We start from the raw sequence: 14,177 nt of genomic DNA, 5'->3' as shown, positions 1-14,177 counted from the left end.
CGACTCTTGAGCCACACTCCAGAGCGACTTGGGCCCGTTTCCCGCTACGTTGCTGCGCGTGTGGGTCCGCGTGCTCGGTACGAGCCAGGTGGCGCTCGGCGACGAACCGGCCGCCACCGTGGACGTCGGCGCCCGCAAGCCGCGCTCCGTCCTCGCCGCACTGGCCCTCCGGCTCGGCAGCGACGTCCCGCCCGACGCGCTGGTCCGTCTCGTCTGGGGCGAGGACGCGCCCCGCGGCGCGCACGGCACCCTGCACTCCTACCTCTCCGGCGTCCGTCGCGTCCTCGAGCCCGGCCTCGGCCCGCGGGAGAAGCCCCGGGTGCTGCTGACCAGCGACCACGGCTACCGGCTGGCGCTCGACCGCGAGCACGTCGACGCCCACCGCTTCGCCGACGAGGTCCGCAGCCTGCACCGGTCGCTCGCGCCCCTCGCCGGCCAGCTCTCCACCGGGCCGAGGGCCGACTGGCCGAGCCGGGAGGAGGTCTCGCGGAGCGTGGACCGGATCGAGGAGCTGCTCGCCCTGTGGACCGGTGACGCGTACGCCGACCTCCCCGACGAGCCCGAGGTCGTCCTCGAGCGCACGTCCCTCGACCAGCTCCGGCTCGACGCCGAGGAGGCGCGGGTCCTGGGCCTGCTCGCCCTCGGCGACCATGCCGTGGTCGTGGCCGCGACTGAGGAGGCGACGGCGAGGTACCCGCTCCGCGAGCGCGTCTGGGCGATGCACGCGCTCGCCCTGACCCGTTCCGGCCGGCAGGCCGAGGCCCTCGCCGCGCTGCGGCAGATCCGGTCCGTCCTCGCCGACGAGCTCGGCCTCGACCCGGGGCACGAGCTGCGCGAGCTCGAGCAGGCCGTGCTCGTCCAGGACCCCGCCCTGCACCGCTGGCTGCGCGCCAGCGCGAACGGGTCCGCTCCCGCGCCCGCGCCGGCGGCCGACACCCCGGCACCGTCACCGGCACCGGGGGCATCGACGACCGGGACGACCGTCGGGTGGCCGACGGTCGGCCGCGAGGCCGAGGAGGCCGCGCTGCTCGACGTGCTGGCCCGCGCCGAGGCCGGCACGCCGGCGACCGCCCTCCTCGTCGGCGAGCCCGGCATCGGCAAGTCGCGGCTGGTCTCCCAGGTGATGGCCGCGGCACGCGAGCGCGGGTTCCGGGTGGCGACCGGCAGGTGCTCGCAGGACGACGGCGCCCCCAGCCTGTGGCCCTGGGGCCAGGCCCTGCGCGAGCTCTCCGACGGCGACCTCGACAGCCGCGTCGCGGAGCTGCTGGCCGGCGCACCGTCCGGCACCGACGGCAACGCCGAGCGCGAGGCGTTCCTCGCCCGGGAGCGGCTGGCGCACGAGGTCACCTCCCGGTCGTCGTCCGGTCCGGTCCTGCTGGTGCTCGACGACCTGCACTGGGCCGACACGGCCAGCCTCAAGGTGCTGCGCCACCTCGTCACGAGCGCCGCACCCGGGCACCGGCTCGCGGTGGTCGTGACACGACGCCGGCTGCCCGAGCCGACCGGCGACCTGGCCGAGGTCGGCGAGGAGCTGGCGCGCCACCACGTGACCCGTCTCGACCTCTCCGGCCTGACCCCGCAGGAGGCCCGGAGCCTGGTGGACGCCGTGACGGGCACCGTCGTACCCGCCGAGGTGCTGGACGACTGGCACCGGCGCTCGGGCGGCAACCCCTACTTCCTCGTCGAGCTCGCCCGGCTCGACGCCCGCGACAGCACCACGCTGCCAGCGACCGTCCGCGACGTCATCGTGCGGCGGCTGCAGGACCTGCCCGAGCGGACCCGCGAGCTGCTCCTCCTCGCCGCCGTCCTGGGCCGGCGCTCCTCGCTCGACCTCGTGGCGGCGGTGGCGGGTGAGCCGGCGGAGGACGTCGACGACGCGCTGACCCCGGCACGCGAGGCGGGGCTGGTGGAGGACCCCGAGGCCGGCGTCGTGGCCTTCACGCACGCCCTCACCCGCGACGCCGTCGTGACGACCGCGAGCCCGTCGCGGCTCGCGCGGCTGCACGCCCAGGTGGCCCACACCCTCGCCGACGACGCCGCGGCCGGCGGGACGGTCGGCCGCGAGGAGCGCGTCGCCGAGCTCGCCCGGCACTGGCTCGCTGCCGGACCCACCCACGTCGGCCGGGCCTGGCGGGCAGCGGCCGACGCGGCGGCGCAGGCCCGTCGTACCTTCTCGTGGGTCGAGGCCGAGCAGCTCGTCGCCGCGGCGATCGACGCGCACCGTCGCGACCCCCTCGGCACGACCGAGGAGCGGATCGACCTCCTGCTGACCCGGGCGCACGACTGCCGTCCCAACGCGGAGTGGGACCAGGTCCTGCCGTGCGCGGAGGAGGCGATCGCCCTGGCCCGTCGCGAGGGCGACCTGCCCCGGCTCGCCGCGGCAGCAGCGGCCGCGTCCGACGGGTCGGTCTGGATGCCGCAGCAGTGGAACGACGTGCCCGAGGACGCCGTCGAGGACCTGCGCTGGGCGATGGCCGAGCTGCCACACGGTGACTCGGTGGAGCGGTGCCGGGTGATGCTGGCGCTCGCAGTGCTCCTCTACTACGAGCCCTCTGCCCGCGCCGAGGTGCGCGCGCTCGCCGAGGAGGGCGTCGCCATGGCCCGCCGGGTCGGCGACCCCGCGCTGCTGGCCTGGGCGGCGGAGACCGCCTGGAAGGCCCTCTGGACCCCGGCCCACGCCGACGCCCGGCTCGAGCTGGCGCGGGAGGCGCTGCGCGCCACTCGGGAGGCGGCGGACCCGGACGCCGAGGTCGTCGCGTCGGTCCTGCTGACCGGCAACCTGCTGGAGCTGGGCGACCGGCCAGCGTACGTCGACGCCGCGGCGGCGACCGCCCGGCTCGCGTCCCGCCGCCGCAACTCCTACGCGCAGGTGGCGCTGGGGTGGATCGACCTCAGCCTCGCCTCGCTGCGGCGCGACGAGGCGACCGTGGGTCGGCTGGCGGGCGAGCTCCACGCCCTGCGACCGCGGCTGAACGCGGGCAACGAGGCACTGCACCTCATGGGCATCCACCTGATGTCGCACCTGTGGGACGAGCGCATCGGTGAGCTCATCGAACCGATCGCAACGGCGATGGAGGTCGCCGACAACGACATGGCCGCCGACGTCCTGCTCCTCGCCATCGCCCGCGTCGGCGACCTCGGCCGGCTGCGCGCGCAGCTGGTCACGCCGATCATCCACCGGGTGGACAACTGGAGCAGCGCGACCACGTGGTGCGCCGTCGCCGAGGCGGCGGCCGTAGCGGGCGACGTACCCCTGTCCGAGCAGATGGCCGCGCGCCTCGCACCGCTGCGCGGTCGGATCGCGATCAGCGGCATCTCGACCGTGATGGGCCCGATCGACGGCTACCTCGCGCTGGCCCTGGCCGCCACCGGACGGCGGCAGGAGGCGGCCGAGGCGGCAGCCCGCGCCCTGCACCAGGGCGAGGAGTGGGGCTTCACGGCGTACGCCGACTGGCTGGTCGCGCGCCGCGAGCAGCTCGGCTTCTGAGCGGTTGGGGCGCTCTTGGGTCGAGGACCCAAGCGAGGTCCAAGTGCGCCCGAAGGTCGCGGCCGCAGGGTCGTGGGGTCAGCCCGACCCGCACCCGCAGGAGACCACCATGTCGTCGTACCTCAACCGTCTCGGCCGCTCGTCCGCCGCCCATCCGTGGCGGGTGATCGGCGCCTGGGTCCTGCTCGTGGCCACCGCCGCGGCGCTCGCCTCGTCGCTCGGCGCCCCGCTGCGCGACGACTGGGACGTCCCGGGCGCCCGTGCCCAGCAGGGCATCGACCAGCTGCGCGAGCACGGCGTCGGCGGGTTCGCCAGCGCCCGCGTCGTGGTCCACGACCGCGAGGGCGACGCGCTCCCCTCCTCCGAGGTCGGCGCGCTGACCGAGCGCCTGCGCGGCCTCGAGCACGTCGCCGACGTCGGTCCGGCCCGGCTCAGCGACGACGGCGACACCGCTGTCCTCACCGTGCAGTACGCCGAACCGATCACGCACCCCGACCTGATGGGCAACATCGAGCCGCTCGAGGGCGCGATCGCCGCCACGATCGACTCCGGCCTGCAGGTGGAGCTCGGCGGCGAGGTCCCCGACACCGCCGGCGAGGCCATCGGCGGGACCGGTGAGCTCGTCGGCGTGGGGGTCGCCCTGCTGATCCTCGTGATCGCTCTCGGCTCCGCCGTCGGCGCCGGGATCCCGATCGGCGCGGCCGTCGCCGGTCTCGCCGTCGGCAGCTCGGGCATCGCCCTGCTCGCCGCCACCATGACGGTGAGCACCTCCGCGCCGATGGTCGCCTCCATGGTGGGGCTGGGCGTGGGCATCGACTACGCGCTGCTGATGGTGACCCGCCACGTGGAGAACCTCCGCCTCGGGCACGACGCCGTCGAGGCCGCCGGCCGGGCGGTCGCCACGTCGGGCCGCTCGGTCGTGTTCGCCGCGGTGACCGTGCTGGTCTCGCTGATGGGCCTGCGCCTCGCCGGGCTGTCGACGTACGACTCGTTCGGCCTCGCCACCGCGATCGCCGTCGTGTTCGTCGCGGGGGCGGCCCTGACCCTGGTGCCGGCGCTGTGCCGGCTGGGTGGTCGCCGGCTGCTGCCCCGCGCCGTCCGCCGCAACCGTCCGGTGCGCACCCGCGAGCCGCTCACCGCCCGTTGGGCCACGCGCGTCGGACGCAGGCCGCTGGTCTGGGCGCTGGTCAGCCTCGGCGCCCTGCTGGTGCTCGCTGCGCCCGTGCTCGACCTGCGCACGTGGCCCGGCGACGCGAGCAGCCAGCCGGCCGGCAACACCACGCGGCAGGCGTACGACCTGGTCGCCGCCGAGCTCGGTCCCGGTGCGAACGGCCCGCTGACCGTGGTGGTGCCGACCTCCGCCACCGGTGCCGCGGACGAGGCGGTGGCGACGCTGCGTGCGGACGACCGCATCGCCGGCGTCGAACCGGTGGTCACCACCCCTGACGGCGCGCTCTCGATCATCACGGCCGAGCCCGCCTTCGGGCCGACGGATGAGCGCACCCCGGCCCTGGTCGAGGACCTGCGGGCGGCGCTCCCGGCGAGCGCGGAGGTGACCGGCTGGACGGCGTACTTCTCCGACATCTCCGACATGCTGCAGCAGCGCCTGTGGCTGGTGATCGCGTTCGTCGTCGGCGTCTCGGTGCTGCTGCTCGCGCTGATGTTCCGCTCGGTGCTGGTGCCCCTCAAGGCCGCGGCGATGAACCTGCTGTCCATCAGCGCCGCCTACGGCGTGCTGGTCGCGGTCTTCCAGTGGGGCTGGGCGGCGGAGCTGATCGGCGTCGACCAGCCCATGCCCGTCTCGAGCTGGATGCCGATCCTGCAGTTCGCGATCCTGTTCGGCCTGTCGATGGACTACGAGGTGTTCCTGCTGTCGCGGATCCGCGAGGACTACCTGCGCACCGGCGACCCGCGCGGCAGCGTGGTCCGCGGCCTCTCGTCGACCGGCCGGGTCATCACCTCGGCCGCCGCGATCATGGTGGTCGTGTTCCTCGGCTTCGCCACCGAGGGCGACGTGGTCGTCAAGCAGCTCGGGCTCGGGATGGCCGTCGCGATCGTCCTGGACGCGACCCTCGTCCGGATGGTGCTCGTGCCGGCCACGATGTCGCTGCTCGGGCACTGGAACTGGTGGCTCCCCGGCTGGCTCGACCGGCTGCTGCCCACCGTCCGGGTCGAGGCCGAGGAGGAGCCGACCCCCGAGCGCGAGCTCGTCGGGGTCTAGCCCGACCGGCGTCCCCGGGCCGGCGCTCCCCTCGGGGGGGCGCCGGCCCTCAGTCGTGGGGTACGACGTGCGCGTCGCTGCCGGGGTAGACGAGTCCCTCGTGGCCGTCGCTCCACCTCACGACGTAGGGCGGGCCACCGTCCTCGCCGCGCACCTCGACGATCTCGCCGCGCCTCGGCGCGGCGTCCACCTTGTTGCTTTCGGCGACCAGGTTGTCGCCCACCTGAGCCTTCATCCGTCCACCATGCGCCGCTCCCGGCCTCCCGGCAAGGGACCTTCTGCCCTCCTCGCGCGATGATCTCCCCATGACGGAACGCAACGTCCTCGGCGGCGAGCTGGACCCGTGCGGCACCGACCCCCTGACGGGCTTCCACCGCGACGGCACGTGCACCGTCGGCCCGCAGGACGTGGGCCTCCACGCCGTCTGCGCGGTGATGACCGAGGAGTTCCTCGCCCACCAGGCGTCGGTGGGCAACGACCTGGCCGCCCCCCGACCGGAGTGGCACTTCCCCGGTCTCGTCCCCGGTGACCGGTGGTGCGTGGTCGCCGTCCGCTGGCTCCAGGCGTACGACGCCGGGGTGGCCGCCCCGGTCGTGCTGTCGGCGACCTCGGAGCGCGCGCTCGACGTCGTACCCCTCGAGGTGCTGCGGGCGCACTCCGTCGACGTGCCGCCCGACCTCAGCGCCCTGGACTGACCTCGAGCGAGAGCAACGTGGCGCCGAGGTCGCGCAGCCCCGAGAGCACGCCGTACAGCTGGGACTGGTCGGCGAGCCGACCGGACAGGGTGGTGGTGCCGTCGTCGTGGCGCGTGACCGCCAGGCCCCCGAGCCGGTCGGACCAGTGGTCGTCGAGGTGCCCCTCGACGCGGATGGCGTACGCCGCGGTCATGGCGCGCCGACCTCGACCGGCACCGGGCGTGGCGTACGACGCCGGGCGGGCCGCCGGATGACCCACTCGGCGACGGCCAGGTTGATCACCCAGCCCGCCGCCTTGAGCAGGTCGCCGCGGAGCTCGCCGTGGCCGACGACGGCCTCGCCGAAGCCCTGCGTGAAGACCTGCGTCCCGGCCGCGACGGCGATCGCGTAGGCACGGATCATCCAGGCGCGGTGTGCGGAGAAGTCGCGGCGGCGGGCGGCCGCCACACCGACGACGAGGCACCCGGCCATCGCCGGCGCGACGACGAGCCGCAGGACGAGGAGCAGCGGGCCGGTGCCGGGCTGCGGGTCGTGGAACAGGGTGAGCCACAGCGCCGACCCGGCGACCATCAGCCCGGCCACGGCGACGACCCGGCCCGCCCTCCGGTGCCACCGCGGGTGGCGGCTGCGGAGGCCGGGGACGAGCTGGAACGCACCGGCCAGGGCGAAGACGGCCGACCCCACGATGTGCACGACCAGCGCCACGGGCCAGCCCGCCCACCGGTCGTCGGCCGGCATGATCTCCGGCCCCCCGGCCAGCTGCACCAGCCGGAGGCCTCCCGACAGCACGGGCACGAAACACAGGGCGAGCAACGCGACGGGAAGCGCCCAGCCGGTGCGGCGGGTCATCGGACCGCGGGCTCGAGGACGGCGGCGGGGTCGGCGGTGCGAGCGTCGGCGTCACCGGGGTTGCGCCACAGGGCGATGCCCAGGGCGATCAGCGCGATGCCCTCGGGGACGGCGAACGGGCGGTTGAAGGACTCGGGCAGGACGGCGAGCGCGGCGGTGCTGACGGTGCTGACGGCGAGCAACGCCGCGGCCCAGCGGGGCAGGATGCCGGTGCGGAAGAGGGCGATGCCGAAGATCAGGCCGCCGAGGACGTAGCCGGCACCGGCGACGTTGAGGACGACCTGGATGCCGCCGATGTCACCGTCCGGCTTGCCTCCGGCCGCGGCGCTCACGACGTCCATCACGTAGCCGGGGTCGGTGTCGAGCAGCGCCGGGAGGACGGCGGCGGCGACGACCTCGACGCTGAGCAGCAGCAGGTAGCCGAGCGTGAAGACCAGGTAGCCGACGAGGCCGAGCGGGCCGGCTTGCCGGTGCTGGCGGAGGTACATGCCGGTGATCCCCGCGAGGGCGAGCACCGTCATCACAGCCTTGGCGGAGCACCGCACGACCCACTCGGTCGTCTCGGTGTCGAAGGCCGCCTCGGCGGGGTGGTTGACCTGGACGGCGATGAAGATGGTCCCGGCGGCCGCGGCGGCGACGCCGGCGGCCTTCGTGAGTCCGGTGCTGGTGATGGTCATGGTGGGCTCCTGGACGGTGGTGGCCGGAGGCTCCGGCGATGTCCAGGACGCTAGGGAGCAAGGTGGTGACCCCACATCGCATCGTCGTGTGACCTGCGTGGTGATCTGCGTCAGAGCAGCCCGCGCTCCGTCGCGCTGCGCACGGCGGCCCGGCGGGTGTTCACGTCGAGCTTGGCGAAGATGTGCCGGGTGTGGGTGCGGAGGGTGTTGAGCGAGACGTAGAGCCGCTGCGCGATCTCGGGTCCGCTGAGATCGGTCGCGAGCAGCCGCAGGACCGCGAGCTCGCGCTCGCTGAGCCCGTTGGCCTGCGCGGGCCGCGGCGCGGGCTCGTCGTTCGCACCCGCCGCGAGCACTGTGGCCGCGAGCTCGTCCCCGCGCGCCTCGAGCAGCCCGACCATCGCGGCGCCCTCGTCGAGGTAGAGCCGGCGACACCCGTGGGGCACCCCGAGCGCGAGCGCCTCCCCCAGGGCCGCGAGCGCGGCGTCGCGGTCGTCCTCGGCCCGGTGCGCGAGGGCGCGTACGACGTGCGCGTCGACGACGCTTCCCCCGCGCCCGGCGGCCCCGGCCTCCGTCGCGATCCGCTCGGTCGCGGCGACCACGTCGTCGAGTCGGTCGCCCTCCGCGACGAGCAGCCGGGCGAGGGTGAGCCGGTCGACCTCGCTGAGGTGGTCCCCCATTTCGAGGTCCACCCCGTGCGCGGACGCCCACTCCCGTGCGTCGTCGAGCCGGCCCTGCACGATGCGGATCCGGGCCCGCAGCGCCGGGACGGGCCGCACCTCCGGGAGGTAGCCGGGCAGCAGGAGCGCCTGCGCCTCGTCCAGCGCGGTGACCGCGCCGTCGAGGTCACCACGCGCCCGGAGCAGCGCGGCCCGCGCCACGTGGAGGCGGTGCCGGTTCTCGATCAGGGACGCCCGCTCGCCCAGCTCGGCTGCCGCGTGCAGGTGTGCCTCGGCCTCGGCGAGCGCGCCGTGCTCGACCAGCACGTCGGCGAGCGCGACGTGCAGGTCGCCGGTGGTCGACAGCGGACCAGGGGTCGACTCGGCCGTCGCCAGTGCGCGCTCGAGGAGGCGTCGGGCCTCGTCCGGTCGGCCCCGCCCGCGGGCGATGTCGGCCAGCACGACCGTCATCCCGAGCCCGTCAGCGATGTTGCCCGCGGCCCGGATGTGGCGCGCCGCCTCGCCGAACGTCTCCGAAGCACCCGCCAGGTCCCCGGCGGCCCAGGCGGCCAGGCCGAGGAAGCCCGACGATGCCCCGAGCACGAAGTGGTCGTCGGGCCCGACGAGGTCGCGGGCCCGGGTCGCGTGGGCGGTCGTCCCGCCGACGTCGCCCCGGGCCTGGGCGACGGTGGCCCGGTAGACCTCGACCATGGCCGGCAAGGTCGCCAGGTCACGGTCGCGCTCCTCGCGTGCGTGAGCCGGAACGGCCGACGGCCGCGGCGCCCGCGGCGACTCCAAGGCGGTCTCGGCCGCGTCGAGCCACCGGTCGAGCCCGTCGAGGTCCCCTTCGGACAGACGTGCCCACGCGAGGTGCATCGCCAGCAGCGGGCGGTGTCGTACGACGTCCTCCGGCAGGGCCCGCAGCCACTCGCGCATCGCCCGGTCCTCTCGTCGCTGGCGCATCCCGGGCACGGCGAGCTCCACGAGGTCGGCGGCCTGGTCGACGTCGCCACCGGCGAGGGCATGCCTGACGGCGTCGGGGAGGCGGTCGTGCTCGGCGTACCAGCTCGCCGCGAGCTGGTGGAGGTGCCCGGCGCGCTCGGCGCCGCCGGCAGCGAGCCGCGCGCGCAGCGCCTCGGCGAAGAGGTGGTGGTAGCGCCACCACTGCCGCTCGTCGTCGAGCGGGACCACGAAGAGGTTCGCCCGCTCGAGCGCCTCCAGGAGCTGCTGGCCGTCGGTCCGGCCGGTGACGGCGTCGCACACTGGCCCGCTGAGGTCGTCGAGGACGGAGGTGTCGAGCAGGAACGACCGGACGTCGGTGGGCTGGCCGGCGAGCACCTCGTCGACGAGGTAGTCGAGGACGAACCGGTGGCTGCCCGCGAACGCCTCGACGAAGCCGTCCGGGTCGGCCGTGCCGGCGGCCGACAGTGCGGCGAGCTGCAGCCCGGCGGCCCACCCCTCGGTGCGCTGCTCGAGCGCGGCGACGTGCCGGGGCTCGAGGCCGAGCCCCATGACCTCGTTGAGGAACGTCGTCGCCTCCGCGGTGGTGAACCGGAGGTCGCCGGCCCGGACCTCGAGCAGGTCACCACGGGCCCGGAGCCGCGACAGGGGCAGCGGCGGGTCTGACCTCGTCGTCATCGCCACCGTCACCCGCGGCGGCAGGTTGTCGAGCAGGAAGGAGACCGCCTCGTGCACCTCGGTGCCGTCGACAGCGTGGTAGTCGTCGAGCGCGATGACCGTGGGTCCCGCCAGCGCGTCGAGGTCGTCGACCAAGCCGGCCAGCAGGTCCTCCGCCCGGACGTTCCGCCCGTCGGCGAGCAGCGCCGCGGCCTCGGCACCCACCTCGGGCGCGCACAACCGGACGGCCGCGACGAGGTGCGTGAGGAACCGCCGCAGGTCACCGTCCGCCGCGTCGAGCGAGAGCCAGGCGGACCGGACGTCACCGGCCGCGAGCCACTGGCCCAGCAGCGTGGTCTTCCCCGACCCGGCCGGCGCCGCCACCAGCACGAGCCGTGGCATCGCGTCGCGGCCGGTGGGCAGCCGGTCCGTGAGGCGGGTGCGGTCCACGAGCTTTCGGCGCGACAGCGGCACGCGCAGCTTCGTGCCGGGCACCGCCATGGCCTCAGGCTAGTGCCGCGGGTCAGGCCGAAGGACCCTGCCGAGGCGGACCCCCGCTGCCTAGCGTGGGTGGTGAAGGGAGCACCACCATGAGCGATCGCACCGGCACGGCCGCGGGCCAGGCAGGCAACGCCATCTACGGACTCGGCATCTTCGGCGCCTGGGTCTACTTCTGGATGCAGGCGGACGGACTCTGGCAGCACCTCCTCGCCATCCTGGAGGGCATCGTCTGGCCGGCCTTCGCCGTCTACTACGGCCTCGACGCGCTCGGCGCGTGACACGTCGTACGACTCCGCCCCCTATCTGCGTCGGTTGAACCGGAAGTCGCCGTTGGCGAGGCGATCGGCGCGATAGGCCGGATCGTGGATCCGATGGTGGTGATGGCCGCAGAACAGGGCGCCGTCGTCGATGTCGGTGCGCCCGCCGTGCTCCCACGGATGGAGGTGGTGGGCCTCGCACCAGGTGGCGGGGACGTCACAGCCCTCGGCACGACACATCGTGTCACGCACACCCATCGCCAGGCGCTGGGCCGGTGAGAAGAGCCGACGCGCCCGGCCGAGGTCGAGCGGCACGCTGCTGCCGCCGAGGACAGCCGGGATGATCTGAGCGGTGCACGCCAGCCGGCGGGCCTGCGCGGCGGTGATCCGATCCCCGCTGAGGTCGTCACCCGGCACCAGCCCCGCCCCGACGAGACCGGCGCTGGCCAGCTCGGCCCGGAGAGCCTCCAGCGAGATGGTGACGACCACCGTGGTGGCGTTGCCGCCGTGGATCGGCAGGCGGCTGGCATCGGCGGCCTCGAGGAACGCGACGAACGCCTCACCCATCCTGCGCGGATAGGCCAGCCGGGCCACCGGGTCGTGCGACGTGGCCGTGTCGGACGTGCACGCTCGATCGGCGAGGTCGCCGCCGGCAGCGACGCGACGAGGGTTCGCGAAGGACTCGAGGTAAGTCGCGAGCCGCGTCGCGGCCGCGTCTGGGATCCGGGCGGAGAGGCGGGTGCTGCCGTCACCGAGCCGGCGCATGGTCAACCGGGTGACCTCCCGCGCGTCGGCCTCGAGCTCCGCGAGCCGGGCGCCCTCCACCGCCTCGGCGAGCTCGGGGGCGACAACGTCGAGGATGTGGCGACCGATCCGCCCCAGCTCCTTGGGCCCGAACTCGCCCGCCGCCTCGACCAGGTGGGCCTCCGCCCGGTGCACCGTCGCGGCATCGACCTCGGCCGGAAGAGCGGCGAGTGCGTGGTCGATGACCTGCGCCTGGGCCAAGGTGGTCCTGCCGTCGCGCATGGCAGCGTCGAGCAGCGGCCGGTCCCGGTCCAGCGCCACGGCCAGGCGCAGGTCGGCGCGGGCGTCGGCGTACCGGGTGCGCGTGTGCTGTGCCAGCCATCCCGCTGCGTCCCTCGCCGCAGTCTCCGCAGCGAGGTCACCGGCGTCCGCGAGGATCCTCAGCCGCAGCTCGGTGACCTGGGCCTCCGCCGCCACGAGCTCCCGCAGAGCCTCGGCCTTCTCCCCGGTTGTCATGAAGGTCGGGTTGGCATCAGCCACGGCCTTGAGCGTCGACCGGACGTCGGAGGCGGCGACGAGGATCGGGTGACTCACGATGGTCCTCCTCACGACAACGACGACGGGTCCGCCGCGCACGCGCGCGGCTGATCAACGGTCGTCGCTCCTGGAGGCCCCCAGCTGGGGAGGCAATTACATGACCCTCGCAACTCGCCCCACGAGCCAGGGTTTGGCGCACTGGTGACTCGTCCTGGTGGCCCTGATCTGGCGGAGCGTAGCTCGATTCTACCCGAGGATCGGCACTATTCGCAAGCATGTTCTACCGGCTGAAACATGATTCCCGATCGCGCCCGCCGCGAGCGAAGGCCGTGGAGGATGACGCCATGACCGCTCGTCAGCGCCTCGTCCTCGCGATCGCTGGCGTGCTCGCTGGCGTGCTCGTCGGCTTGGCCGGCTGCACCGGGACCGAGGCGAGCGACGACGGAACGGCGTTGCTCACCAACACGTCGGGCCGCGACGACCTGCGCGTCGTCGTGCTCGACGGGAACGGCAAGCCGTTCAGGGAGGCCGCCCTGGACCCGGCGTTCCGGTTCGACACGCAGTTCACCGACCGCGAGCGTCAGTGCCTCGTGGCGGAGGACGGCTCGTTCGAGGTCCGCGACGGCGACGGCGACGTGCGCGTCAGCCACGACTTCGCGGACCGTGAGGTCTGCGAGCACCAGGAGCTGGAGATCACCGACGACCTCGAGCTGGAGTGGGCCGACTGACGCCAACGACCTGTGACCCCACCAACAAGGTGGCCACGGGTCGCACCAGACCGCGCAGGATCAGGACACCACGCCGCCCCCGCACGTGGATGCGCGTGCCGCCCACCGTCGCGGTCGCACGACCACCCGCCTCTTCGGGGGTGCCCCACCGCGCGGGACAGAGGAACCGTGACGGCATGGCTGTGACGAGCTTCCAGGACCTGCCCCTCGCCGACCGCGACCACGACTGGGACGGCGACGCCGCCGAGAAGCGCGTACGCACGTGGGCTGGCGCAGAGGCCGAACCGAACGAGAAGTACCGCGACGCCCATGTCTGGTACGACGCGGACAAGAAGGACAACTTCACCGCCTACAAGCTGCTGATCGCCGACGTGGTCGACGGCCGGCTACGCGCGGTCCCCCGCGGCGTGATGGCCGCCGGCAACGTCATGGCGGGCGGCCGTGGCGGCGTGAACCTGCCGTCGAAGGACGTCGAGCGCGTCAAGAGCCACCTCGCGAAGTACTACTCGAAGATGGGTGACGAGGCGCCCTGGGAGCGCGACTGACGCCAGACGACCTGAGTCCTCCACGGCCTGGGGTCCGGGGCGTTCAGACCGACACGAGCGGCACCGTGGGGTCGATGGCGTGCAGGTCCTCCGGGTCCGACGTGACGACGAGGTGGCCGAGACGACGGGCATGCCAGACGACGTGCGCGTCGACGACGTCGTGACGTCCTGAGGTGCCGCAGAGCCGGCCGACTTCGCGCGCGGCGTGCACGTCGTACTCCGGCGTCGTCACGCCTCGCGCCGAGAGCAACGCACCGAGCCGCGCCTGCCGCGATCCGCCGCGCCACACCTGGGCGACGACCTCGGGAACCACATGCACCTCCAGCCCTCGTTCTGCTGCCTGTCGCAGCAGCGCGCGGACCTCAGGGTCTCCTCGTTCGATCGCGATCAAGGCCCCTGCGTCGAGGCTGATCCCGCTCACTGGGAGTGGAGAGCCTCGAGGATGCGGGCCGCCCGAGCCACGGCTGCGGCGTCGGGGGCACCCAGCTCCTCGTCCATCTCGTCCAGCACCTCTGAGAGCGTGCGGCGCCTCGACTTCTCGGCAAGCGCTTCGGCGACGTAAGCAGACACCGATGTGGCGCGACCCCCGGCGACCGCGGCACGTGCCTCCTCGACCAGGTGGTCGGGCAGGCTCACGGCGATCTTCGCGGTCATACCATGATC

Annotated in this window: 14 protein-coding genes; 6 read left to right on the top strand and 8 right to left on the bottom strand. The window is 74.3% G+C overall.

The window, feature by feature from the left end:
• Nucleotides 1–58 precede the first annotated feature (58 nt).
• Both NYO98_RS11200 and NYO98_RS11195 read left to right on the top strand, forming a co-directional pair.
• A complete protein-coding gene (locus NYO98_RS11200) occupies nt 59–3,487 on the top strand; it encodes a BTAD domain-containing putative transcriptional regulator (RefSeq protein WP_268111761.1) in 3,429 nt (1,142 codons plus the stop codon).
• Between the two features lie 109 nt (nt 3,488–3,596).
• Complete coding sequence (locus NYO98_RS11195; RefSeq protein ID WP_268111760.1) at nt 3,597–5,708, top strand: MMPL family transporter; 2,112 nt, start codon at nt 3,597–3,599, stop codon at nt 5,706–5,708.
• Between the two features lie 49 nt (nt 5,709–5,757).
• On the opposite strand, the gene NYO98_RS11190 is transcribed toward NYO98_RS11195, so the two are convergent.
• The gene (locus NYO98_RS11190; RefSeq protein ID WP_268111759.1) at nt 5,758–5,943 is read right to left on the bottom strand and encodes a DUF1918 domain-containing protein; all 186 of its coding nucleotides are present in this window, start codon (nt 5,941–5,943) and stop codon (nt 5,758–5,760) included.
• Between the two features lie 70 nt (nt 5,944–6,013).
• Between NYO98_RS11190 and NYO98_RS11185 the strand changes: the two genes are divergently transcribed.
• Nucleotides 6,014–6,403, top strand: a complete 390-nt coding sequence (locus NYO98_RS11185) for a DUF2237 family protein (protein ID WP_268111758.1) — start codon at nt 6,014–6,016, stop codon at nt 6,401–6,403.
• Here NYO98_RS11185 and NYO98_RS11180 read toward each other — a convergent pair.
• From NYO98_RS11180 to NYO98_RS11165, 4 genes are all read right to left on the bottom strand, one after another.
• A complete protein-coding gene (locus NYO98_RS11180) occupies nt 6,387–6,596 on the bottom strand; it encodes a hypothetical protein (RefSeq protein WP_268111757.1) in 210 nt (69 codons plus the stop codon). The two genes, NYO98_RS11185 and NYO98_RS11180, sit on opposite strands and share 17 nt — an antisense overlap.
• Nucleotides 6,593–7,252, bottom strand: coding sequence for a DUF2306 domain-containing protein (locus NYO98_RS11175; protein WP_268111755.1), 660 nt, complete (start codon nt 7,250–7,252; stop codon nt 6,593–6,595). Before NYO98_RS11175 ends, NYO98_RS11180 begins: the two co-directional genes overlap by 4 nt.
• On the bottom strand, nt 7,249–7,929 hold the full coding sequence (locus NYO98_RS11170; protein WP_268111754.1) for a hypothetical protein: 681 nt from the start codon (nt 7,927–7,929) through the stop codon (nt 7,249–7,251). Before NYO98_RS11170 ends, NYO98_RS11175 begins: the two co-directional genes overlap by 4 nt.
• Before the next feature lie 110 nt (nt 7,930–8,039).
• Nucleotides 8,040–10,703 carry a LuxR C-terminal-related transcriptional regulator gene (locus tag NYO98_RS11165; RefSeq protein ID WP_268111753.1) on the bottom strand — a complete coding sequence of 888 codons (2,664 nt, stop codon included), beginning with the start codon at nt 10,701–10,703 and terminating at the stop codon, nt 8,040–8,042.
• Nucleotides 10,704–10,792: 89 nt separating this feature from the next.
• Between NYO98_RS11165 and NYO98_RS11160 the strand changes: the two genes are divergently transcribed.
• Nucleotides 10,793–10,981: a hypothetical protein gene (locus tag NYO98_RS11160; protein ID WP_268111752.1), complete on the top strand. Its 189-nt coding sequence runs from the start codon at nt 10,793–10,795 to the stop codon at nt 10,979–10,981.
• A gap of 21 nt (nt 10,982–11,002) precedes the next feature.
• Here NYO98_RS11160 and NYO98_RS11155 read toward each other — a convergent pair whose 3' ends face one another.
• Entirely contained in the window at nt 11,003–12,298 is a 1,296-nt protein-coding gene (locus tag NYO98_RS11155) for an HNH endonuclease signature motif containing protein (protein ID WP_268111751.1), read from the bottom strand.
• A 287-nt stretch (nt 12,299–12,585) separates the two neighbouring features.
• Between NYO98_RS11155 and NYO98_RS11150 the strand changes: the two genes are divergently transcribed.
• Both NYO98_RS11150 and NYO98_RS11145 read left to right on the top strand, forming a co-directional pair.
• Entirely contained in the window at nt 12,586–12,969 is a 384-nt protein-coding gene (locus NYO98_RS11150; RefSeq protein ID WP_268111750.1) for a hypothetical protein, read from the top strand.
• Between the two features lie 176 nt (nt 12,970–13,145).
• A complete protein-coding gene (locus tag NYO98_RS11145; protein WP_268111749.1) occupies nt 13,146–13,514 on the top strand; it encodes a hypothetical protein in 369 nt (122 codons plus the stop codon).
• 43 nt (nt 13,515–13,557) lie between these two features.
• On the opposite strand, the gene NYO98_RS11140 is transcribed toward NYO98_RS11145, so the two are convergent.
• Nucleotides 13,558–13,935 (bottom strand): PIN domain-containing protein, encoded by a 378-nt coding sequence (locus tag NYO98_RS11140; protein ID WP_326494433.1) that lies wholly within the window; start codon nt 13,933–13,935, stop codon nt 13,558–13,560.
• The gene (locus NYO98_RS11135; protein ID WP_268111747.1) at nt 13,932–14,168 is read right to left on the bottom strand and encodes a hypothetical protein; all 237 of its coding nucleotides are present in this window, start codon (nt 14,166–14,168) and stop codon (nt 13,932–13,934) included. The genes NYO98_RS11140 and NYO98_RS11135 overlap by 4 nt, the downstream gene beginning before the upstream one ends.
• Nucleotides 14,169–14,177: the final 9 nt, after the last annotated feature.

The organism is Nocardioides pini (genome assembly GCF_026712185.1).
Classification (GTDB): Bacteria; Actinomycetota; Actinomycetes; order Propionibacteriales; family Nocardioidaceae; genus Nocardioides; species Nocardioides pini.
This window is presented reverse-complemented; position numbering and strand designations above follow the sequence as displayed.